Origin of the sequence: Lelliottia sp. SL45 (genome assembly GCF_026672535.1) — a bacterium.
GTDB lineage: Bacteria > Pseudomonadota > Gammaproteobacteria > Enterobacterales > Enterobacteriaceae > Enterobacter > Enterobacter nimipressuralis.
This window is the reverse complement of the sequence record NZ_JAPPRH010000015.1, coordinates 53,764-75,581: the sequence shown is the minus strand read 5'-3', so window position 1 is coordinate 75,581 and position 21,818 is coordinate 53,764. Positions and strand designations below refer to the sequence as shown.

The 21,818-nt window shown below is 56.8% G+C and carries 22 protein-coding genes and 1 riboswitch; of the genes, 13 read left to right on the top strand and 9 right to left on the bottom strand.

All coding sequences use genetic code 11. From position 1 onward, the window contains the following. Positions 1–24: 24 nt before the first annotated feature. Together OVA10_RS25590 and nudF are read right to left on the bottom strand one after the other, a co-directional pair. Positions 25–447 (bottom strand): DUF1249 family protein, encoded by a 423-nt coding sequence (locus OVA10_RS25590; RefSeq protein WP_102104786.1) that lies wholly within the window; start codon positions 445–447, stop codon positions 25–27. Continuing rightward, positions 444–1,076: an ADP-ribose diphosphatase gene (gene nudF, locus OVA10_RS25585; protein ID WP_100778894.1), complete on the bottom strand. Its 633-nt coding sequence runs from the start codon at positions 1,074–1,076 to the stop codon at positions 444–446. The genes OVA10_RS25590 and nudF overlap by 4 nt, the downstream gene beginning before the upstream one ends. Positions 1,077–1,278: 202 nt before the next feature. Between nudF and tolC the strand changes: the two genes are divergently transcribed. From tolC to OVA10_RS25570, 3 genes are all read left to right on the top strand, one after another. Next, a complete protein-coding gene (gene tolC, locus OVA10_RS25580) occupies positions 1,279–2,757 on the top strand; it encodes an outer membrane channel protein TolC (RefSeq protein WP_268197224.1) in 1,479 nt (492 codons plus the stop codon). 159 nt (positions 2,758–2,916) lie between these two features. Beyond that, the gene (locus OVA10_RS25575) at positions 2,917–3,582 is read left to right on the top strand and encodes a DUF1190 family protein (protein ID WP_100778892.1); all 666 of its coding nucleotides are present in this window, start codon (positions 2,917–2,919) and stop codon (positions 3,580–3,582) included. Between the two features lie 2 nt (positions 3,583–3,584). Further along, positions 3,585–4,745, top strand: coding sequence for a glutathionylspermidine synthase family protein (locus OVA10_RS25570; RefSeq protein ID WP_100778891.1), 1,161 nt, complete (start codon positions 3,585–3,587; stop codon positions 4,743–4,745). A gap of 90 nt (positions 4,746–4,835) precedes the next feature. On the opposite strand, the gene ygiD is transcribed toward OVA10_RS25570, so the two are convergent. Then, positions 4,836–5,624: a 4,5-DOPA dioxygenase extradiol gene (gene ygiD / locus OVA10_RS25565; RefSeq protein ID WP_268197221.1), complete on the bottom strand. Its 789-nt coding sequence runs from the start codon at positions 5,622–5,624 to the stop codon at positions 4,836–4,838. 196 nt (positions 5,625–5,820) lie between these two features. On the opposite strand from ygiD, the gene zupT reads away from it, so the two are divergent. After that, a complete protein-coding gene (gene zupT / locus OVA10_RS25560) occupies positions 5,821–6,594 on the top strand; it encodes a zinc transporter ZupT (RefSeq protein ID WP_100778889.1) in 774 nt (257 codons plus the stop codon). 31 nt (positions 6,595–6,625) lie between these two features. On the opposite strand, the gene ribB is transcribed toward zupT, so the two are convergent. Continuing rightward, positions 6,626–7,279, bottom strand: coding sequence for a 3,4-dihydroxy-2-butanone-4-phosphate synthase (ribB, locus tag OVA10_RS25555; protein WP_095283406.1), 654 nt, complete (start codon positions 7,277–7,279; stop codon positions 6,626–6,628). Positions 7,280–7,384: 105 nt separating this feature from the next. Then, a riboswitch (FMN riboswitch) is annotated at positions 7,385–7,535 on the bottom strand. 237 nt (positions 7,536–7,772) lie between these two features. On the opposite strand from ribB, the gene ubiK reads away from it, so the two are divergent. After that, positions 7,773–8,066: a ubiquinone biosynthesis accessory factor UbiK gene (gene ubiK, locus OVA10_RS25550; protein WP_100778888.1), complete on the top strand. Its 294-nt coding sequence runs from the start codon at positions 7,773–7,775 to the stop codon at positions 8,064–8,066. 139 nt (positions 8,067–8,205) lie between these two features. Here the strand turns inward: ubiK and hldE are convergent, their stop codons facing one another. Genes hldE through OVA10_RS25535 form a run of 3 tightly spaced genes read right to left on the bottom strand, consistent with a single transcriptional unit; the run spans position 8,206 to position 13,854 of the window. Next, positions 8,206–9,636, bottom strand: coding sequence for a bifunctional D-glycero-beta-D-manno-heptose-7-phosphate kinase/D-glycero-beta-D-manno-heptose 1-phosphate adenylyltransferase HldE (gene hldE / locus OVA10_RS25545; RefSeq protein ID WP_100778887.1), 1,431 nt, complete (start codon positions 9,634–9,636; stop codon positions 8,206–8,208). A 40-nt stretch (positions 9,637–9,676) separates the two neighbouring features. Continuing rightward, positions 9,677–12,532, bottom strand: coding sequence for a bifunctional [glutamate--ammonia ligase]-adenylyl-L-tyrosine phosphorylase/[glutamate--ammonia-ligase] adenylyltransferase (gene glnE, locus OVA10_RS25540; RefSeq protein ID WP_268197265.1), 2,856 nt, complete (start codon positions 12,530–12,532; stop codon positions 9,677–9,679). Positions 12,533–12,552: 20 nt separating this feature from the next. Then, a complete protein-coding gene (locus OVA10_RS25535; protein WP_123428404.1) occupies positions 12,553–13,854 on the bottom strand; it encodes a CYTH domain-containing protein in 1,302 nt (433 codons plus the stop codon). A 229-nt stretch (positions 13,855–14,083) separates the two neighbouring features. Here OVA10_RS25535 and OVA10_RS25530 point away from each other — a divergent pair, with 229 nt between their 5' ends. Continuing rightward, the gene (locus OVA10_RS25530; protein ID WP_100780817.1) at positions 14,084–14,704 is read left to right on the top strand and encodes a TIGR04211 family SH3 domain-containing protein; all 621 of its coding nucleotides are present in this window, start codon (positions 14,084–14,086) and stop codon (positions 14,702–14,704) included. A gap of 61 nt (positions 14,705–14,765) precedes the next feature. Then, positions 14,766–16,007, top strand: coding sequence for a multifunctional CCA addition/repair protein (locus OVA10_RS25525; protein ID WP_107702818.1), 1,242 nt, complete (start codon positions 14,766–14,768; stop codon positions 16,005–16,007). Between the two features lie 14 nt (positions 16,008–16,021). Here OVA10_RS25525 and bacA read toward each other — a convergent pair whose 3' ends face one another. Both bacA and folB read right to left on the bottom strand, forming a co-directional pair. Continuing rightward, the gene (bacA, locus tag OVA10_RS25520) at positions 16,022–16,843 is read right to left on the bottom strand and encodes an undecaprenyl-diphosphate phosphatase (RefSeq protein ID WP_100778883.1); all 822 of its coding nucleotides are present in this window, start codon (positions 16,841–16,843) and stop codon (positions 16,022–16,024) included. A 105-nt stretch (positions 16,844–16,948) separates the two neighbouring features. Then, entirely contained in the window at positions 16,949–17,317 is a 369-nt protein-coding gene (gene folB, locus OVA10_RS25515) for a bifunctional dihydroneopterin aldolase/7,8-dihydroneopterin epimerase (RefSeq protein ID WP_102104794.1), read from the bottom strand. Between the two features lie 107 nt (positions 17,318–17,424). On the opposite strand from folB, the gene plsY reads away from it, so the two are divergent. From plsY to ureE, 6 genes are all read left to right on the top strand, one after another. Further along, a complete protein-coding gene (gene plsY / locus OVA10_RS25510; RefSeq protein ID WP_100778881.1) occupies positions 17,425–18,039 on the top strand; it encodes a glycerol-3-phosphate 1-O-acyltransferase PlsY in 615 nt (204 codons plus the stop codon). Positions 18,040–18,176: 137 nt separating this feature from the next. After that, a complete protein-coding gene (locus tag OVA10_RS25505; protein WP_268197219.1) occupies positions 18,177–19,004 on the top strand; it encodes an urease accessory protein UreD in 828 nt (275 codons plus the stop codon). A 9-nt stretch (positions 19,005–19,013) separates the two neighbouring features. Further along, the gene (locus OVA10_RS25500) at positions 19,014–19,316 is read left to right on the top strand and encodes an urease subunit gamma (RefSeq protein ID WP_039031754.1); all 303 of its coding nucleotides are present in this window, start codon (positions 19,014–19,016) and stop codon (positions 19,314–19,316) included. A gap of 10 nt (positions 19,317–19,326) precedes the next feature. Further along, on the top strand, positions 19,327–19,647 hold the full coding sequence (locus OVA10_RS25495; RefSeq protein ID WP_102104796.1) for an urease subunit beta: 321 nt from the start codon (positions 19,327–19,329) through the stop codon (positions 19,645–19,647). Next, the gene (gene ureC / locus OVA10_RS25490; protein WP_268197218.1) at positions 19,640–21,343 is read left to right on the top strand and encodes an urease subunit alpha; all 1,704 of its coding nucleotides are present in this window, start codon (positions 19,640–19,642) and stop codon (positions 21,341–21,343) included. Before OVA10_RS25495 ends, ureC begins: the two co-directional genes overlap by 8 nt. Positions 21,344–21,352: 9 nt before the next feature. Then, the gene (gene ureE / locus OVA10_RS25485) at positions 21,353–21,811 is read left to right on the top strand and encodes an urease accessory protein UreE (protein WP_100778877.1); all 459 of its coding nucleotides are present in this window, start codon (positions 21,353–21,355) and stop codon (positions 21,809–21,811) included. Positions 21,812–21,818 lie beyond the last annotated feature (7 nt).

The following is a 21,818-nucleotide window of genomic DNA, read 5'->3' as shown; positions in this document are numbered from 1 at the left end:
GTGTCCTTAGGTAGGTTTATGACGCTAACAAACCGGAATCGCCATTGCTCCATGTGCTAAACAATATCTTAGCCAGTCAGCTAAAAACTGGTTAATTTGATGCTTTTCGTCGCGTTGATGCAACTTTTTATTAGGATAATCATATCGCGCTTTGAAGCGAAAGATCTGCTGACTCGAACACACTTCAGCCACCATCGCGTCGTGATAAAGCCTGACGGTCATCGACGGCAGGCTCCAGTAGCTGACGGACGGCGCCGTTTGTTTAATCTCGACCAGCGTAGTGTAGCGAGTGGATTCCACAATCGTTAATCGATATTGCGCATTGCTCACCTGATAGCTCACCGTTTCGCCGGCCGCATCGGTGCGCGGCAACAGGCGACGTAATTGTGCGAAGTTGGTCTCGCACAGACGCATCATTTCTGGGAAGTCAGGTGTATAACGCTTCATTTTTTCCACTCTTTTCGTAAGTCTTGATAATGCAGCTGTAGCCATTGCAAAGCGATGACAGACGCTGCGTTGTCGATTTTCCCCTCATTGACCCATTGATAAGCCTGCTCCCGACTCACCACATGAACACGAATATCTTCGTTTTCATCTGCCAGACCGTGAATACCTTGTGCGGTCGTGGCGTCCACTTCACCCACCAGAATGGAAGAGCGCTCGGTGGTGCCACCTGGGCTTGCCAGGTAGCTCAGCACCGGTTTGGTCCGGCCAACAATCAGTCCGGCTTCTTCCTGCGCCTCGCGGCGGGCGACCTCTTCCGGCGTTTCGCCCTCTTCGATCATTCCCGCGACGATCTCCAGCAGCCATGGGCTTTCGCTGGTATCCAGCGCGGCAATCCGGATCTGTTCAATCAATACCACTTCGTCACGCACTGGGTCAAAGGGTAGCAAGACTGCGGCATGCCCGCGCTCAAAAATTTCACGTCGAACTTCGCCACTCATTTCACCGTTAAACAGGCGATGCCTAAAACGGTAAAGTTCCAGTGAAAAAAAACCGCTATAAAGCGTTTCCCGTGCAATAATTTCTACATCGTTTTTAGAGAGCGTCACTGGCAACTTATCTGGTTTTTGCATGGCGATATCCTGGTCACAATTGTGTTGAAATCATGAATTTCAAGGCTGTTTGGCTGCCGTTTGACAGGCTATATGATAGATTGGTGCAAATTACCGCCAGATGGCACGTAACGCCAACCTTTTGGCGTGGATGATTCTGTTAGAATCGGCAATTATTTTTAATTAGATCAGCGCTAATACTGCTTCACAACAAGGAATGCAAATGAAGAAATTGCTCCCCATCCTTATCGGCCTGAGCCTGACGGGCTTCAGCGCGATGAGCCAGGCAGAAAACCTGTTACAGGTTTATCAGCAAGCACGTCTGGGCAACCCTGAGCTGCGTAAGTCAGCCGCCGACCGTGATGCTGCGTTCGAAAAGATTAATGAAGCACGTAGCCCGCTGCTGCCGCAATTGGGTTTAGGTGCAGATTATACCTACAGCAATGGATTCCGTGACAACAACGGTGTGAACTCCAATGTCACCAGCGCCTCACTGCAATTAACGCAGACCTTGTTTGATATGTCCAAATGGCGTGCCCTCTCCTTACAGGAAAAGAGCGCCGGTATTCAGGACGTAACCTATCAGACCGATCAGCAAACGCTGATCCTGAACACCGCTACCGCTTACTTCAACGTACTGAGCGCGATCGACTCGCTCTCCTACACCGAAGCGCAGAAACAGGCGATTTACCGTCAGTTGGACCAAACCACCCAGCGTTTCAACGTAGGCCTGGTCGCCATCACTGACGTGCAAAACGCCCGTTCACAGTACGACAGCGTGCTGGCGAACGAAGTGACTGCCCGTAACAACCTCGACAACGCACTCGAATCTCTGCGTCAGGTGACCGGCAATTACTACCCAGAGCTGGCGTCTCTGAACGTTGATAACTTCAAGACTGACAAACCGCAGGCGGTTAACGCCCTGCTGAAAGAAGCTGAAAACCGTAACCTGGCGCTGCTGCAGGCTCGTCTGAGCCAGGATCTGGCGCGCGAGCAAATCCGCCAGGCGCAGGATGGCCATCTGCCAACCGTGGGGCTGACCGCATCGACGGGTATTTCTGATACCACCTACAGTGGCTCAAAAACCAACACCGCTCAATACGATGACAGCAACCAGGGACAGAACAAAATCGGCCTGAACTTCTCTTTGCCTCTGTACCAGGGCGGCATGGTGAACTCTCAGGTGAAACAGGCACAGTACAACTTTGTTGGCGCGAGCGAGCAGCTTGAAAGCGCGCACCGCAATGTGGTTCAGACCGTTCGTTCTTCCTTTAACAACGTGAACGCCTCCATCAGCAGCATCAACGCTTACAAACAGGCCGTTGTGTCTGCACAAAGCTCCCTGGATGCGATGGAAGCAGGTTACTCCGTCGGTACACGTACCATCGTTGATGTGCTGGATGCGACCACCACGCTGTATAACGCGAAGCAACAGCTCTCCAGCGCTCGTTATAATTACCTGATTAACCAGCTGAATATTAAATCCGCGCTGGGTACGCTGAACGAGCAGGATCTGCAAATGCTGAACAGCACGCTGGGTAAACCGGTTTCAACAACGCCTGAAAGCGTTGCCCCGGAAAACCCGCAGCAGGACGCCAGCGCTGATGGCTACAATGCCAACAGCACCGCCCCTGCCGCTGAGCCAGCCGCGGCGCGCACCACCACAACAAATAGCACCGGAAACAACCCGTTCCGTAACTAATTGTTGAATAATCCCTCTCCCTTTCGGGAGAGGGTCACATTTGAACGTAAGCCAACGTAAAGATCCCCCCGAATCCCCCTCTGCGCTTCATTTTCGACCACTCATCCTCTATCCTGAGCCTTATTTACTTCGTTCTACCACTGGGTCCTGGAAGACAAAATGAAACGGACAAAAACGATCAATCACGCTTCGTTCCGCAAAAACTGGAACGCACGCCATCTCACCCCTGTCGCCCTGGCGTTCACCGCCGTATTTATGCTGGCAGGCTGTGAGCAATCCGATGAAACAGTATCGATGTATCAGAATGCCGATGACTGCTCGTCAGCCACCGGTAAAAGCGCGGAATGTACCACTGCCTATAATAATGCCCTGAAAGAAGCAGAACGAACCGCGCCGAAATACGCCACCCGTGAAGACTGTATCGCCGAGTTCGGTGAAGGTCAGTGCCAGCAGGCACCGGCTCAGGCTGGCATGGCACCTGAAAACCAGGCGCAGGCCCAGTCCAGCGGCAGCTTCTGGATGCCGCTGATGGCAGGCTACATGATGGGCCGCATGATGGGCGGTGGAATGGGCTTCCAGCAGCAGCCGCTGTTCAGCTCCAAAAATCCGTCCAGCCCAGCCTACGGGAAATACACCGATGCGAGCGGCAAAAACTACGGCGCGGCGACGCCTGGCCGTTCGATGACGGTTCCGAAAACCGCAATGGCGCCAAAACCTGCGACCACCAGCACCGTGACGCGCGGCGGCTTTGGCGACTCCGTGGCGAAACAAGCGACCATGCAGCGCAGCGCGACAGGTTCCACCACTCGCTCAATGGGCGGCTGATAATGGAACGAGTCAGTATTGTCGAGCGCCCGGACTGGCGCGAAAAAGCCACCGAATATGGTTTCAACTTCCACACCATGTACGGCGAACCGTACTGGTGTGAAGATGCCTATTACAAGCTCACCCTCGCCCAGGTCGAAAAACTGGAAGAGGTAACTGCCGAACTGCACCAGATGTGCCTCAAGGTGGTGGAAAAGGTGGTTGCCAGCGATGAGCTGATGACCAAATTCCGCATTCCAAAGCACACCTGGGGTTTTGTACGTCACGCCTGGCAGACCCACCAGCCTTCGCTCTATTCACGCCTCGATCTGGCGTGGGACGGCGTGGGCGATCCTAAGCTGCTGGAAAATAACGCCGATACACCAACCTCGCTGTACGAAGCGGCGTTCTTCCAGTGGATCTGGCTTGAAGATCAGGCGGCGGCGGGCAATCTGCCGGAAGGCAGCGATCAGTTCAACTCCTTGCAGGAAAAATTGATCGAGCGCTTCGCTGAACTGCGCGAGCAGCACGGATTTAATTATCTGCATCTGGCCTGCTGTCGCGATACCGTTGAAGATCGCGGGACCGTGCAGTATCTGCAGGACTGCGCAGCCGAAGCGGAAGTGGCCACTGAGTTCCTGTATATCGAAGATATCGGTTTAGGCGAGCGCGGCCAGTTTACGGATACGCAGGACCAAGTGATTAGCAATCTGTTCAAGCTCTATCCGTGGGAATACATGCTGCGCGAGGTGTTCTCTACCAAGCTGGAAGACGCGGGCGTGCGCTGGCTGGAACCGGCCTGGAAGAGCATTATCTCTAACAAAGCGCTGCTGCCGATGCTGTGGGAGATGTTCCCGAATCACCCTAACCTGCTGCCTGCGTATTTCGCCGAAGATGATTATCCGCCGATGGATAAATACGTCATTAAGCCGATCTTCTCCCGCGAAGGGGCGAACGTTTCCATTATTGAAAACGGCAAAACCCTCGAAGCGGCGGAAGGCCCGTACGGCGAAGAAGGGATGATCGTGCAGGAGTTCTATCCGCTGCCGAAATTTGGCGACAGCTATGTGCTGATTGGCAGCTGGCTTATCAACGATCAGCCTGCGGGGATTGGGATTCGCGAAGATCGCGCGTTGATCACCCAGGATCTGTCGCGCTTCTATCCGCATATTTTTGTGGAGTGATGGATTTGCCGGGTAGTGGCTTCGCCTTACCCGGCCTGCAAAATCGCACGAACCTGAAGCCCGGTAAGCGCAGCGCTACCGGGCTTTTCGTTAGCCAATTTGTACCGACAGCATACTCAAACTGCCCATCTCGATCCCATCCACCGGCACGGTCACCGGTTCACTGCCATCCCACGCGCCCAGCACGTACAGCAGCGGCAGGAAGTGCTCCGCCGTTGGATTAGAGAGCGAACCGCCCTCGTGATCCAGATAGTTCACCAGCGGATGTTCTTCCGCAGGTCCTTGCCAGGTGAGATTAGCTTTTACAAAATCATTGAACGACGTCGCCCATTGGTATGGCGTGTTTTCACCGTGCCAGCGGGCCGTGCGCAGGTTGTGCACCACGTTACCGCTCGCCACCAGCATGATGCCTTCATCGCGCAGTTTTGCCAGCTTGCGACCGATCTCAAGGTGCCACGCCGCCGGTTTGGTGCTGTCGATACTCAGCTGCACCATGGGGATATCGGCATCCGGATACATTTTGATCAGCACGCCCCAGGAGCCGTGGTCGAAACCCCAGGCCTCTTTATCCAGCGTCACCGGAACAGGCGCCAGCAACTCCACCAGCTGTTGTGCCAGCGCTGGCGAACCCGGTGCAGGGTAATGGGTGTCATACAGCGCCTGCGGGAAGCCGCCAAAATCATGAATAGTTTTCGGTGCTTCCATAGCCGTGACGCCGGTGCCGCGCGTAAACCAGTGTGCAGAGATCACCACGATGGCTTTCGGACGCGGCAACGTCTCGCCTAGGTGACACCAGGCACGCGTATAGACGTTATCTTCCAGAACGTTCATCGGACTACCGTGGCCCAAAAACAGTGCTGGCATACGAGAAGAAGTCATGGTGATATCCTTACATAGGGTGTTTATTTAATGTCACTACATTACCCGCTATCTGCATAACAAGAACTCAGATAAGCATGATGAAGATCTTCAGAAAATTTGAATGTAAGAAATATGTAAAGCCGGAAATGCCCTCTCGCTTTGCGGCAGATTAGCCATTAACATTAATGAGAATCATTATCATAAGGAGCATTGAATGTCAGTACCCTTGATTCTGACGATACTTGCGGGTGCCGCCACCTTCATCGGTGCCATTCTTGGCGTGCTCGGACAGAAGCCTTCGAACCGCGTGCTGGCGTTTTCTCTCGGCTTTGCCGCCGGGATTATGCTGTTGATCTCCCTGATGGAGATGCTGCCTGCGGCACTCGGCACCGAAGGGATGTCGCCGGTTCTCGGCTACGGCATGTTCGTCGTGGGCCTGCTGGGGTATTTCGGTCTCGACCGGATGTTACCCCATGCGCATCCGCAGGATCTGATGCAGAAAAGCGTCAAACCGTCGCACGGCAACATCAAACGCACGGCCATTTTGCTCACCCTCGGCATCAGTCTGCACAACTTCCCTGAAGGTGTCGCCACCTACGTGACGGCGAGCAATAACCTTGAGCTGGGCTTTGGAATTGCGCTGGCGGTGGCGTTGCACAATATTCCTGAAGGACTGGCCGTCGCTGGCCCGGTTTACGCTGCGACAGGCTCAAAACGCACAGCGGTTTTTTGGGCCGGGATTTCGGGTCTGGCGGAGATATTAGGCGGCGTGCTGGCGTGGCTGATTCTGGGCAGCATGATCTCCCCGGTGGTAATGGCCGCAATTATGGCTGCGGTGGCGGGGATTATGGTCGCGTTGTCCGTAGACGAACTGATGCCACTGGCGAAAGAGATCGACCCTAACAATAACCCCAGCTACGGCGTGCTATGTGGAATGTCGGTGATGGGATTAAGTCTGGTACTGCTACAAACAGCAGGAATTGGATAAAAAAACGCCGGGATAACCCGGCGTTTTTTATTTAGCTGGCTTTACGTTCATGCGCCTGGCGGTAGGCCACCAGATCTTCGATGGTCACCACAGCCATATTGTGTTTCTTCGCAAATTCAATGCACTCTGGCGCGCGCGCCATGGTGCCGTCATCGTTGGTCAGTTCACACAGCACACCCGCAGATTTAAAGCCTGCCAGCGTCACCAGATCGATGGTCGCTTCAGTGTGGCCGCCGCGCGTCAACACGCCGCCCGGCTGCGCGCGCAGTGGGAAAACGTGGCCAGGACGGTTCAGGTCTGATGGCTTAGCATTATCCGCGGTGGCGGCACGCACGGTCGTCAGGCGGTCAGCAGCAGAAACGCCGGTGGTCACACCGTGCGCGGCTTCGATGGTCACGGTAAAACCGGTACCGAATGCGCTGGTGTTGTTTTCGACCATCATCGGCAGATCGAGCTGTTTACGACGTTCGTCGGTCAAACAAAGACACACGATGCCACTGCCGTGACGAATGGTCAGCGCCATCTGTTCAACGGTCATGGTTTCAGCGGCGAAAATCATATCGCCTTCGTTTTCACGGTCTTCATCATCGAGAACCATCACACCGCGATGTTCACGGAGTGCGGTAAGAGCAAGCTCTACACGGTCAGTAGAGGTGCCAAAAGCGGAAAGTAGCGTCTGATTCATGGTAAAAAAACCTCATTAAAATTATGGTTACCAGAATCAGGGCAGTCTTAGGAGCACCGCGTAAGCGGTAAAAAAATAACGTGAGCGGGCCTTGCCCGGCTTGATCGTTACTCTCTCCCATCCGGACTCTAACCGTCGGCTCCGGAATTACACCGGATCTGCTGACCTTTGAGTTTTCACCCAAAGCGCTCGCGGGCTTTCAGCGCAAGGCTGATTTACCGCCGGTGGGGAATTTCGCCCCGCCCTGAGAATAAGCGAGATAACTATAACGCTATTGATTATGCTGGGCAATGCATAAGCATCAAACAATTCTGGATTTGCATTTCATCATCCAAATTGCCTTTGCGTCGACGGCCCCCTCAATCCCCGTTCACATCGTTAACGTGACTTTGGGTGGATTTCATGCTTACCGCATCGCAAATGATTTTGTGCAAAAGATCGCGGGTAACGCGCTACAATGTTCGCTAACACCTTCTGATCAAGGGAAACGACCATGATTGACCCGAAAAAAATTGAACAAATTGCCCGTCAGGTTCATGAATCTATGCCGAAAGGTATTCGTGAGTTTGGCGATGACGTCGAGAAGAAAATCCGCCAGGTGCTGCAGTCGCAGCTGACGCGTCTTGATCTGGTGAGCCGTGAAGAGTTCGACGTGCAGACGCAAGTGCTGCTGCGCACCCGCGAAAAGCTGGCGCTGCTGGAGCAACGCCTGACCGAGCTGGAAAACCGCAGCCAGCCCGCAGAAGTGAAACCGGCACCGGCGATTCCGCCCGTCGACGAAGCATAAAAAAGCCGGGTGGCGCCTGCGCCTAACCCGGCCTGCAAATCGGAAAACAAAACGGCAACCTCAGTTGCCGTTTTTTGTATTTGCACCCTCTCACTGTGGAGAAGGTTAAGTGGGAGCATCAGCCCGCACCAATCCCATTTTACTGGCTGTCTTTCTGGATCTTCTTAATGATGTTGGTGGTGGAACACCCGTCCTCAAAATTGAGTACCATCACTTCGCCGCCGTTGGCCCAGACCTCTTCACTCCCCGCAATCTGCTCCGGCTTATAGTCGCCGCCCTTCACCAGCAGATCCGGCAGAATGCCAGCAATCAGACGCTGTGGCGTGTCTTCTTCAAAAGAGACCACCCAGTCCACCGCTTCCAGCGCGCCGAGCACAATCATGCGCTGCTCCAGCGGGTTCACCGGACGCGTTTCGCCCTTCAGACGTTTGGTAGACGCATCGCTGTTCACCGCGACAATCAGACGATCGCCAAGCTTACGCGCATTCGCCAGATACGAAACGTGGCCTGCGTGCAGAATGTCGAAGACGCCGTTGGTCATGACCACTTTCTCGCCGCGCTTGCGCGCCGCAGCCACCGCAGTTTTCAGTTCGTCTTCGCTCATCACGCCAAAACCGGTATCCGCACGTCCGCGTACCGCATTTTCCAGCTCGATCGGCGAAACGGTAGACGTCCCCAGCTTACCGACCACGACGCCCGCCGCTGCATTCGCAAAGTAGCAAGCCTCTTCCAGTGAATTGCCCGCCGCCAGCGTCGCCGCCAGCACGCCAATCACCGTATCGCCTGCACCGGTCACGTCGTACACTTCCTGCGCCTGCGTCGGCATATGCAGCGGCGCTTTGCCCGGCTGCAGCAGCGTCATGCCCTGCTCAGAGCGGGTCACCAGCAGCGCGGAGAAGTCGAAATCGGCGATGATTTTCATCCCGCGCTCCACGATCTCTTCTTCGTTTTTGCACTTGCCTGCCACCGCTTCAAATTCGGAGAGGTTAGGCGTCAGCAGCGTCGCGCCGCGATAGCGTTCAAAATCGGTCCCTTTCGGGTCGATCAGCACCGGCACACCCGCTTTACGCGCCAGCTGAATCATCTGCTGTACGCTGGCGAGCGCACCTTTGGCGTAGTCAGACAACACCAGTGCGCCAATATTGCCCAGCGCCTGCGCGATACGCTCGTGCAGCGGCTCAGGATCAACACCTTCAAAACCTTCTTCAAAGTCGAGGCGGATCAGCTGCTGGTTGCGGGACAGCACGCGCAGTTTGGTGATGGTTGGATGCGTTGGCACAGAAACGAAATCACACTTCACGTTCACGTCGGCCAGCGTTTTGCTGAGCGCGCGTGCCGCATCGTCAATGCCGGTCAGCCCTACCAGACGCGAATGCGCGCCGAGAGAAGCAATATTCATCGCCACGTTTGCCGCGCCGCCGGGACGCTCTTCAATGGTATCGACCTTCACGACCGGGACCGGTGCTTCCGGGGAGATGCGGCTTGTCGGCCCGTACCAGTAGCGGTCCAGCATCACATCACCGACAACCATAACTCCAGCACGTTCAAACTCTGGCAGTGTTACTTTCATTCCTGACTCCAGAAAGATTCACAATTTGCGCGCGATAATATCACACTTGTTTTGTTACGCACGGTTCCACCAGCCACTTCTGCCAGCTGGTTCGAACGCGTTCTCGCTCAATGCTGAAACATTCCGCCGCCACATGGCCCGGCTGCTCCTGTAACGCCAGATGATGCAATTCATCGCGAAGCGTGGTGTAGGCGTGGGTTAACGCCTGCGCCTCTTGCTCATCCATAATGTCGTTTTGCGCCAGCAGTTCCAGAATGCGCACGTTATCAGACCAGCGCGTCAGCTTCGGCTTGTCGTACGCATGACGAAGCACCAGATACTGCGTAATAAACTCGATATCGGTGATCCCGCCCTCATCGGCTTTGATATCAAAGCGATCGCGATGCTTGTTACCGAGATGGGCGCGCATCTTCTCGCGCATCTCCCGTACTTCGGTTTGCAGGGTTTCGCCCTCACGCGTTGCGGTAAGCACATCACGGCGAATGGCGTCGAACTGCGTTTTCAGCTGCGGATCGCCGTACACCACGCGGGCACGCACCAGCGCCTGATGCTCCCACGTCCAGGCTTCGTTTTGCTGATAATCCGCAAACGACTCGGTAGACGTGACCAGCATCCCCGCCGCGCCGGACGGGCGCAGGCGCGCATCCACTTCGTACAAAATCCCGGAGGAGGTGCGGGTGCTGAAGAGGTGCATAATGCGCTGCGCCAGACGCAGGTAGAACTGACGCCCGTCGATTTCGCGGTCGCCGTCGGTCATGACATCTACCGGGCAATCGTGCAGGAAAATTAAATCCAGATCGGAGCTGTAGCCCAGCTCCCAGCCGCCCAGTTTGCCGTAGCCGACCACGGCAAAACCCCGTCCTTCGCGATCCGCCAGATGTTTTGGCTGACCGTAGCGCACCACCATTTGGCTCCAGGCCTGCTGGACTACCGCGTCGATGATCGCTTCCGCCAGCCAGGTTAAATGGTCGCTGACTTTCATCACCGGCAGGGTGCCCGCGATATCGGCCGCCGCCACGCGCAGCATCTGGGCCTGTTTAAACTGACGCAGCGCTTCGAGCTGTTGCTCTTCGTCCTCTTCCGGCACGCGCAGCAGATACTGACGCAGTTCGTCGCGATACGCATCCATCGCTGTCGGTTGATAGAGGGTGTTAGGGTCAAGCAGCTCATCCAGCAGCAGCGGGTAGCGCGCCAGTTTGCTCGCCACCATCGGCGACGCGGCGCAGAGTGAAATTAAATGTTTGAGCGCACCGGGGAATTCACTCAGCAGCTCAAGATAGGTCGTGCGGGTGATGATGCCGGTGAGCAGCGGCGTCAGGCGCGACAACGGAATCGGCGCATCCGCCCGCGAACAGACGTTGCTCAGCAGGTGCGGCATCAGGTGGTCCAGCACCTGCCGTCCGCGCGGGCCGATGGCGCGTTTGTTCATCTCCATGCGGAAATCGGCGATCAGCGCCACCACGCGATGACGGTCGTCGTCACTCAAATGCGCCAGCACTGGCGTGGTGTCATCTTCCTGCAGCGCATCCTGCCACAGCTCGCGCCAGTGTTCGGACAGCGAATCGTCCGGCGATTCGCTCTCGTCATCGCCAATCAAATCGTTAAAGATGCGTCGAACGCCCGCCATATGGGCGTCCAGCGTCTCCGTCAGCCCCTGCCAGTCGTCAACGCGCATGCCCCAGGCCAGCCGCGCGCGGTTCAGATCGTCGCCCGGCAGCGTCTGGGTCTGTTCGTCATTGATGCTTTGCAGCAGGTTTTCGAGGCGACGCAGATAGAGATAGGCATCGTGCAGAGTCTGCGCGTCACCCTCCGGCAGCAGATGCAGCTGTTCGATGGCCTTCAGCGTCGGCAGCAGCGAGCGGGACTGCAGGGACGGCTCACGCCCACCGCGAATCAGCTGGAACACCTGCACGATAAATTCGATTTCCCGGATACCGCCCGCGCCGAGCTTGATGTTGTCTTTCAGACCCCGGCGGCGCACCTCGCGGGCAATCATCCCTTTCATATTACGCAGAGACTGAATGACGCTGAAATCGATATAGCGGCGGAACACGAACGGGCGCAGCATGGCGCGCAATTCGCTGGCGTAGATGTCGTCTTTGTCGCCCATGATCCGTGCTTTGACCATCGCGTAGCGCTCCCAGTCGCGCCCCTGCTCCTGGTAATAATCTTCCAGCGCGGCAAAGCTCAGCACCAGCGGGCCGCTATCACCGAACGGGCGCAGGCGCATATCCACGCGATAGACGAAACCGTCCTGGGTTGGCTGATCCAGAGCTTTGATCAGCCGCTGGCCGAGACGGGTGAAGAACTGCGCGTTATCCAGTTCGCGGCGGCCCCCACGGGTCGCGCCCTTTTCCGGCCAGGCGAAGATCAGGTCGATATCCGACGAGAAATTCAGCTCACCGCCGCCCAGTTTCCCCATGCCTAAAATCATCAGCGGCTGCGGCGTGCCCTCTTCACTGCACGGCGTGCCCCACTCTTTACAACAGGCGTCGTAGAGCCAGTCGCGCGCGGCGACAATCAGCGTTTCCGCCAGACAGCTCAGCTGCTGCAGAGTGCTCTCTTCGCTCACCAGCGCCAGCGACTGCGCCCAGGCGATACGCACCATCACGCGACGGCGGAACTGGCGTAAAACGCGCATCAGCGTCGGCTCGTCTGCCACCTCTGCCAGCGCGTCGCTCAGCCACTGAGCGTAGTGCTGCCATTCGTCGGCCTGCGGCGGTGCCGCTTCCAGTTCAGCCAGCCAGTCAGGATTCGCGGTGATGCTCTCCTGCACAAAATCACTAAAAGTAAGCACTTGCTGCGCCTGCTCACTCAGTGAGGCGGCGGGTAATGACTCCGGCAGACGCGCACAAACCGTCTGCCAGTGCTGCTGAAGCTGTGAAGAAAGCGGCATCATGGGGTTCCTTGCCTGAGTTAACGTTTTCCGCTGTGCAGCCAGAACGGCTCTTGCGAAATAGCCTCGTTACGGAAATGTTCAATTTCAATACGCTGGCGCGTCTCAATGGCATGGCGAAGCCCCTGCCAGTTCTCCAGCCACGCCTGCGCTTTCGGCCCATCGTAACTTCCCGACAGCAGCAGAACGCTGTCGATATCACGGTTCAGACGTACCAGTTGATCGCTGTACTGATCGCCCAGCGGGCGGTCAAAAATGGTTTTCAGCTCGGAGTTGCTGCGGGACAAATGGGTATCCGCAAAACGCTTAAACGACTCGGCGATTTTCTTCTGGGTTTTATCATCCAGAAAACGCTGCCAGCCGCGCGTCACCAGGAATTCCGTTAACGCCAGTTTGGCAGCCGCGGTTTGCGGGCTGTAGACCGCCGTTTCGGCAGAAACATCAGTGGCCATCAGCGTTTCGGTCTGGGTCAGGAAATCACGTAAGTGAGTGCTCGCTTTACGTGGTACGACGCCGCCAAACAGCGTCAGGGTACTGCGAACCAGGCCCATCGCCGCAATCACATGTTTCTTCGCGTCGCTTACGCCGCGTACCCACAGCTCCTCGTGGTACTGCCACTGGCTCAGGGCCAGCTCCAGCGAGGCTTCCAGACCCTGCTCAACGCTGGACTTGGGTGCCACGTGCAGGATGGTGGTGGCTTTCACCTGACGCGGCGCATTTCCCGCCGCCAGATGGTAGCCGCGCGCGGCCTTGCTCAGGCTGCCCTGACGCAGACCCGACTGGCCCACCAGCTTACGTGCCAGTTTGAGCACGTCGTCAGCGCTGCCTTCCAGCAGTTCAAGCTCTAGCTCGCAAATCGGCTCCTGGAACTCGCCCGCTTTCACTTCGCCCCGATCGAGGGCAATTTCGATGCGGCTTTTACCTTCGTTCACCAGCCACTTTTCACGCCAGAAATCGGTGCTGAACAGCGGCTGAACCTGCGCTGACAGTCCGTCCGGCAGTTCACCGTTCGGCCAGACTTCCGCCGGAAGACGATTCAGCTCAAGTTCTGGCTTTTCAATGTCGATATTGTATTCAGGACGCTGATGCAAACCGCCCACCACACGCCCGGCAATTTTCATCGTCATTTCATAGCGCCCGTTCGCACCACGGATGCGCAGCCCCATATCGTGACGACGCAGCCAGTTATCCGCCGTTTCGTAATAGATATTGAGGAGTTGCACCGGCTCGTGGTGCTCGCTGGTCAGCTGATTCAGATGGTTACGCAGCGCATCAACGCTGCCCGTTTCGACGATAAATTTTAATTCGATCTCTTGTGCCATAGCCCTGTACTTTCGGTTGCGTCACAGCCGCGTCAATGAAGGCGAACTTCCTCGCCATTTGTTTGTCAGTACATAGTATTTTGCGCCAAATTGCCACGCAATGAGCAATTTGAGGGGTGTAAAAGTCTGAAGCCGTGACACAGATGATTCCGATTGCTGACGAATGCTTTGCGTGGAGACACTGTTGCCACTACTATCGTTCCACTTTTTATGAAAATAACGACTAATGATGCTTAAATTACGCCTGATTGGACTGACTTTACTTGCTTTCAGCGCCGCGACTGCGGTCCACGCTGAAGAGAAACGTTATGTTTCCGACGAATTGAACACCTGGGTACGTAGCGGCCCTGGAGATAATTATCGCCTCGTGGGTACGGTGAATGCCGGCGAGGAAGTGGTTCTGTTACAAACAAATCAGGACAGTAATTACGGTCAGGTGCGCGACAGTACCGGCCGTACTTCATGGATCCCGCTGAAAGAGCTGAGCACCGTGCCGAGCCTGCGCACCCGCGTGCCGGATCTGGAAAATCAGGTGAAAACCCTGACCGATAAGCTGACTAATATCGATACCACCTGGAACCAGCGCACGGCTGAAATGCAGCAGAAAGTGGCCCAGAGTGACAGCGTGATCAACGGCCTGAAAGAAGAGAACCAGAAGCTTAAAAACGAGCTGATTGTGGCGCAGAAAAAAGTGAGCGCCGCCAATCTGCAGCTCGATGACAAACAGCGCACCATCATCATGCAGTGGTTTATGTATGGCGGCGGCGTGCTGGGCGTAGGTCTGGTACTCGGTCTGGTTCTGCCACATCTGATCCCAAGCCGTAAGCGTAAAGATCGCTGGATGAACTAATTCGTCTTATTCACCATACTTACGTATTATCAGGTGAAAAGAGAATTGGGGAGTTTACGGCGTGAAGATTTATCTGGTCGGTGGTGCGGTTCGTGATGCGTTGTTAGGTCTGCCGGTCAAAGATAAAGACTGGGTCGTGGTGGGCGCCACGCCAGAAGAGATGCTTAACGCGGGCTACCAGCAGGTAGGCCGCGATTTTCCTGTGTTTCTTCACCCTAAAAGCCGCGAAGAGTACGCCCTGGCACGCACGGAGCGCAAAGCCGGTTTTGGTTACACCGGTTTTACCTGCTATGCCGCACCGGACGTTACGCTCGAGCAGGATCTGCTGCGCCGCGATCTGACGATTAACGCCCTGGCGCAGGACGACGACGGTCATATCGTCGACGCCTACGGCGGCCAGAACGATCTGCACAACCGAATTTTACGCCACGTCTCCCCGGCCTTCTCTGAAGATCCGCTGCGCGTCCTGCGCGTGGCGCGCTTCGCTGCCCGTTATGCCCATCTGAGCTTCCGTATTGCCGACGAAACCATGGCCTTAATGACCGCCATGACCGACGCGGGCGAGCTGGAACATCTCACGCCGGAACGCGTCTGGAAAGAGACGGAGAACGCCCTTACTACCCGCAATCCGCAGGTCTTTTTCCAGGTGCTCCGCGACTGCGGCGCGCTGAAGGTGCTGTTCCCGGAAATCGACGCCCTGTTTGGCGTCCCGGCTCCGGCGAAGTGGCATCCGGAAATCGATACCGGCGTTCATACCCTGATGACATTAAGCATGGCGGCGATGCTCAGCCCGGACGTGGATGTGCGTTTCGCTACGCTCTGTCACGATCTGGGCAAAGGATTAACGCCGAAAGCGCTCTGGCCGCGCCATCACGGGCACGGCCCGGCGGGCGTCAAACTGGTAGACAATATTTGCCAGCGCCTGCGCGTGCCCAATGAGATCCGCGATCTGGCGAAGCTGGTCGCTGAATTCCACGACCTGATCCACACCTTCCCGATCCTCAAACCGGCCACCATCGTGAAGCTGTTCGACAGCATTGACGCGTGGCGAAAACCGCAGCGCGTCGAGCAGATCGCTCTGACCAGCGAAGCAGACGTACGTGGGCGCACCGGCTTTGAAGCCTGCGACTATCCGCAAGGACGTTTGCTGCGCGAAGCGTGGGAGATCGCCAGAGCGGTGCCGACGAAAGACGTGGTTGAAGCCGGATTTAAAGGCCCGGCAATCCGCGACGAGTTAACGAAACGGCGGATTCAGGCGGTAACGGACTGGAAGGAAACGCGTTGCCCTCAGCCAAAAGACTGAGGGCAGTGAGTGGCTTAGAAGAAGACCACGTAAACGGCCGCTGCGACGATAAAGCGGTAGATCGCAAACGGGATGAACGAGATACGTTTGATGATCTGCAGGAAGGTTTTGATCGCCACCAGCGCGACCAGGAACGCGGTCACAAAGCCCACGGCGAACATCGGAATGTCACCCACCGTCAGGAAGTGGAAGCTCTTATAGAGATCCAGCGCGGTAGCCCCCATCATCATTGGCACCGCCAGCAGGAACGAGAACTCCGACGCCGCATAGCGGCTCACGCCCATCAGCATCCCGCCGGAAATGGTTGCCCCTGAACGGGAAAAGCCCGGCCAGAGCGCCAGACACTGGAAGCAGCCGATGATAAACGCCTGGCGGTAGGTCATATCGTCCAGACCCGGCGCTTTCGGCTCTTTAGGTTTCAGCAGTTCCGCCGCTATCAGCAGCACACCGCCGACCACCAGCGCATACATCACGTTAATTGGGTTAAACAGCGATTTGATCGTGTCGTGGAAAACCAGCCCCAGCACCACCGCCGGAACCATCCCAAGCAGGATGTGAATCAGCGTCAGACGCCCTTTCCCTTCGCCTTCGTGCTGCGGCGGGCGGCCAAAGTGAATGCCGATAAGACCGAACAGGCGACGCCAGAACATCACCACCACGGCCAGAATGGAACCCAGTTGAATGACCACTTCAAACGTTTTTGCCGTTTCGCCTTCAAAGCCGAGCAAATGACCGACAATGATCATGTGTCCGGTACTGGAAACGGGCAAAAACTCCGTCAATCCTTCGACCACACCCAGTATTGCCGCCACCAGCAGCGAGTGTACATCGCTCATCTATTAACCCTTCTAAAAATGTAAAAAACGGCGAACCTCAATGGACGCCGTGAAAGAGACAGCTTTAAGACCGGTATAACCGAAAATGGTTTAGCGATTATGACGTTAAATCTTTGCTTTAAGATTTTTGCCACGCTCAATGATCACGCCGACGTTCGCCGCGCGCGCCACGGCCCCCGGTTTGCTGAGTTTAATGCGCACCCACGGCGAATTAAAACGGCTTAACAGCAGTTCGGCCACCTCTTCCGCCACGCGCTCCACCAGCGCAAAACGTTGCCCTTCGACATGCTTCACCACCGTTTCGCTAATATCCGCATAGCTCAGGCAGTCTTTAACATCATCACTTTTTGCGGCCAGGCGGTTATCCCAGCCCATTTCGATATCGAACACCAGCTTCTGCTCGATGGTCTGTTCCCAGTCGTAAACACCAATTGTGGTGATTACCGAAAGTTGCTCTATAAATACAATATCCATCACGACCTGCCTGCTTTTTGGCTAAACCGGATACCACTTCCGGCGAATTATGCGTATTATCCACAGATGCAGAGAATACAGATACATTTTCAAAACGGAACAGCGTTATGAGTGCAATCGCGCCTGGAATGATCTTCCTCGCTTACCTTTGCGGCTCAATCTCCAGCGCCATTCTGGTCTGCCGCATCGCCGGATTGCCTGACCCTCGCGTCAGCGGTTCCGGGAATCCAGGGGCGACCAATGTATTACGAATTGGCGGCAAGGGAGCAGCCGTAGCGGTATTGATCTTTGATGTTCTGAAAGGGATGTTACCCGTCTGGGGCGCCTATGCGCTGGGCGTCACGCCGTTCTGGCTGGGGCTTATCGCCATCGCTGCCTGTCTGGGCCACATCTGGCCGATATTCTTTGGTTTTAAAGGCGGCAAAGGCGTCGCCACTGCGTTTGGCGCAATCGCCCCCATCGGCTGGGATTTGACCGGCGTGATGGCTGGCACCTGGCTGCTGAGCGTATTGTTGAGCGGCTACTCGTCGCTGGGCGCAATTGTCAGTGCGCTGATCGCCCCGTTCTATGTCTGGTGGTTTAAACCCCAGTTCACCTTCCCGGTCTCCATGCTCTCCTGCCTGATTCTCCTGCGTCATCACGACAACATTCAGCGTCTGTGGCGCCGCCAGGAAACAAAAATCTGGACCCGATTTAAGAGAAAGAAAAAAGATCCGCAGTAGTTCGGACAACGAGAATTCCAGAAACCGGCTCAGAAATGAGCCGGTTTTTTTTCATCTATCCATAAGCGACTCATATGACAGGGTTCATTTCTGCCAGGGCATACTGAAGCAGAAAATGGCGAGCGGATGGATACAGCATGTTAGCAACCCAGGTGACTGATAACGCGTATAAAGGCTGGCAGGCGTCGCTTGCGTTGCAGTTTCGCCACACCCCGCAAAAAACCGTCCTGCACTCGGCGCGACACATCGGGCCACTCACCGTTCAGCGTCCGTTTTACCCCGAAGACGAAACCTGCCATCTCTATCTGTTGCACCCGCCCGGTGGCATTGTCGGCGGCGATTCGCTCGATATTTCAGTCCAGCTGACAGCGAACAGCCATGCGCTGATCACCATGCCGGGTGCCAGCAAGTTTTACCGTAGCGGCGGCTCGCAGGCGCATCTTAATCAGCATTTTCATGTTGAGGAGAAGGCGACGCTTGAGTGGCTGCCGCAAGACACGATTTTTTTCCCCGGCGCTGACGCCCGGCTTCGCTCAGTGTTCCATCTGCATCACTCCAGTACCCTGCTGGCGTGGGAGCTGCTGTGCCTGGGCCGTCCGGTGATCGGTGAAACCTTCAGCCATGGCACCCTGGAAAGTCGGCTGGAGGTGTGGCTCGACGACGAACCGTTGCTCGTGGAACGTCAGCACCTTCGCGACGGCGATCTCACGCCGGTAGCGGCTCATCCGTGGACAGGCACTCTACTCTGTTATCCGGCGAACGAAGCTTTGCTGGACGGCGTGCGCGAACGGCTGGCAGCGCTTGGGAATTTTGCCGGAGCAACGCTCACCGATGGCCTGCTGTCGGTGCGTTTTCTCTCTCACGACAACCTGATTTGCCAGCAGGCGATGCGCGACATCTGGCAATACCTGCGACCGCAGGTTACTGCTAAAGCGCCTCACGCCCCCCGAATCTGGCAGACCTAAGAGAATCCTATGGAACTGACTCCCAGAGAAAAAGACAAGCTGTTGCTGTTCACCGCCGCGCTGGTCGCGGAGCGCCGCCTCGCACGTGGCGTCAAACTTAATTACCCGGAATCGGTCGCGCTGATCAGCGCCTTCATTATGGAAGGGGCGCGCGACGGTCAAACCGTGGCGGAGCTAATGGAAGCGGGTCGCCATGTGCTGACGCGCGCGCAGGTGATGGAAGGCGTGCCGGAGATGATCCCGGATATTCAGGTGGAAGCCACCTTCCCGGACGGCTCTAAGCTCGTCACCGTTCACAACCCGATCCTGTGAGGGGAAACCGATGATCCCAGGCGAATATCAGATTAAACCCGGCCAGATCGCCCTTAACGTGGGGCGCAAAACCCAGCGCACGATCGTCGAAAATCACGGCGATCGACCGATTCAGGTGGGATCGCATTACCACTTTTACGAAGTAAATCCGGCGCTGAAATTCGATCGCGAATCCACAAAAGGCTATCGCCTCAATATTCCGGCGGGCACTGCGGTGCGCTTCGAGCCGGGGCAAAAGCGCGAAGTGACGCTGGTACAGGTCGCCGGGGCGCAGCGCATTTTCGGTTTTCGCGGGGAAGTGATGGGCGAACTGGAGGACCACAATGGCTGAGATTTCGCGTCAGGCGTATGCCGATATGTTTGGCCCTACCATGGGCGATAAAGTGCGGCTGGCCGACACCGAACTGTGGATCGAGGTGGAAAACGATCTCACGATCTACGGCGAAGAGGTGAAATTTGGCGGCGGGAAAGTGATCCGCGACGGCATGGGCCAGGGGCAGATGACGGCGCAGGCGTGCGTGGATCTGGTGCTGACCAACGCGCTGATCGTCGATCACTGGGGGATCGTGAAGGCGGATATCGGCGTCAAAGATGGCCGAATCTTCGCCATCGGCAAAGCCGGGAACCCGGATATCCAGCCCGGCGTGACGATCCCGATTGGCGCGGCGACAGAAGTGATCGCCGCCGAAGGTAAGATCGTCACCGCCGGCGGGATCGACACCCACATTCACTGGATCTGTCCGCAGCAGGCGGAAGAGGCGCTGGTCTCCGGCGTCACCACCATGATAGGCGGCGGAACCGGCCCCGCGGCAGGCACCAACGCCACCACCTGCACGCCGGGGCCGTGGTATATCGCGCGGATGTTACAGGCCGCCGATACCCTACCGGTGAATATCGGCCTGCTGGGCAAAGGCAACGCGTCTAATCCTGACGCCCTGCGCGAACAGGTTGCAGCGGGCGCTATCGGGCTGAAAATCCACGAAGACTGGGGCTCGACGCCCGCGGCGATCAACTGCTCGCTGGAGGTTGCCGAAGAGATGGACATTCAGGTGGCGCTGCACAGCGACACGCTGAACGAAGGGGGCTTTGTCGAAGATACGCTGGCGGCGATTGGCGGGCGAACCATTCACACCTTCCATACCGAAGGGGCGGGCGGCGGCCATGCGCCGGATATTATTACCGCCTGCGCGCACCCGAATATTTTGCCCTCCTCCACCAATCCGACGCTGCCGTACACGGTTAACACCATCGACGAGCACCTCGATATGCTGATGGTTTGCCATCACCTCGACCCGGATATCGCCGAGGACGTGGCTTTTGCCGAATCACGTATCCGCCGGGAAACCATAGCCGCCGAAGATGTGTTGCACGATATCGGCGCTTTCTCGCTGACCTCTTCAGACTCCCAGGCGATGGGCCGCGTGGGCGAAGTGATTATTCGGACCTGGCAGGTAGCGCACCGCATGAAAGTGCAGCGCGGGCCGCTGGCGGAAGAGTCCGGGGAAAACGACAACTTCCGCGTCAAACGCTATGTCGCCAAGTACACCATTAACCCGGCACTGACCCATGGGATCGCCCACGAGGTCGGTTCGATTGAAGCGGGAAAACTGGCGGATCTGGTGGTCTGGTCACCCGCGTTTTTTGGCGTTAAACCCGCCACCATCGTTAAAGGCGGAATGATCGCCTGTGCGCCGATGGGGGATATCAACGCATCAATTCCCACGCCGCAACCGGTGCACTATCGCCCGATGTTTGGCTCGCTGGGCGCCGCACGCCACGCCACGCGGCTGACGTTTGTCTCCCAGGCCGCAGCGTCCGGCGGCATCCCGCAGCAACTTAACTTACAAAGCGCCATCGCCGTGGTGAAAGGCTGCCGGACGGTGAAAAAGGCCGACATGATCCACAACAGCCTGCAGCCGAATATCACCGTGGATGCGCAAACCTACGAGGTGCGTGTGGACGGTGAACTGATAACCAGCGAACCGGCAGACGTCCTGCCGATGGCGCAACGCTATTTCCTGTTCTGAGGAGAGATGATGATCTACTTAACCCAACGCCTTGATCACCCGCACCCGGTCACCGCGAGCGTCACGCTGCCCATTGATGTGCGGGTGAAAAGCCGCGCCCGCGTGGCGCTGAACGACGGGCGCGAAGCGGGGCTGATGCTGCCACGCGGGCTGCTGCTGCGAGGCGGCGATCTGCTCACCACCGACGACGGTCTGGAAGTGATCGAAGTGATTGCCGCGCCGGAGTCGGTGTCGGTAGTGCGCTGCGCCGATCCCTATCTGCTCGCGCGCGCCTGTTATCACCTCGGCAACCGCCACGTTCCGCTGCAAATCATGCCCGGCGAGCTGCGCTACCACCACGATCACGTCCTCGATGACATGTTGCGCCAGTTCGATCTCGACGTGACCTTTGCTCATCTGCCGTTTGAACCGGAAGCCGGGGCCTATGCCAGCGAAACCCACGGTCATGCGCATGCGCATTCCCATTAAGGTGCTA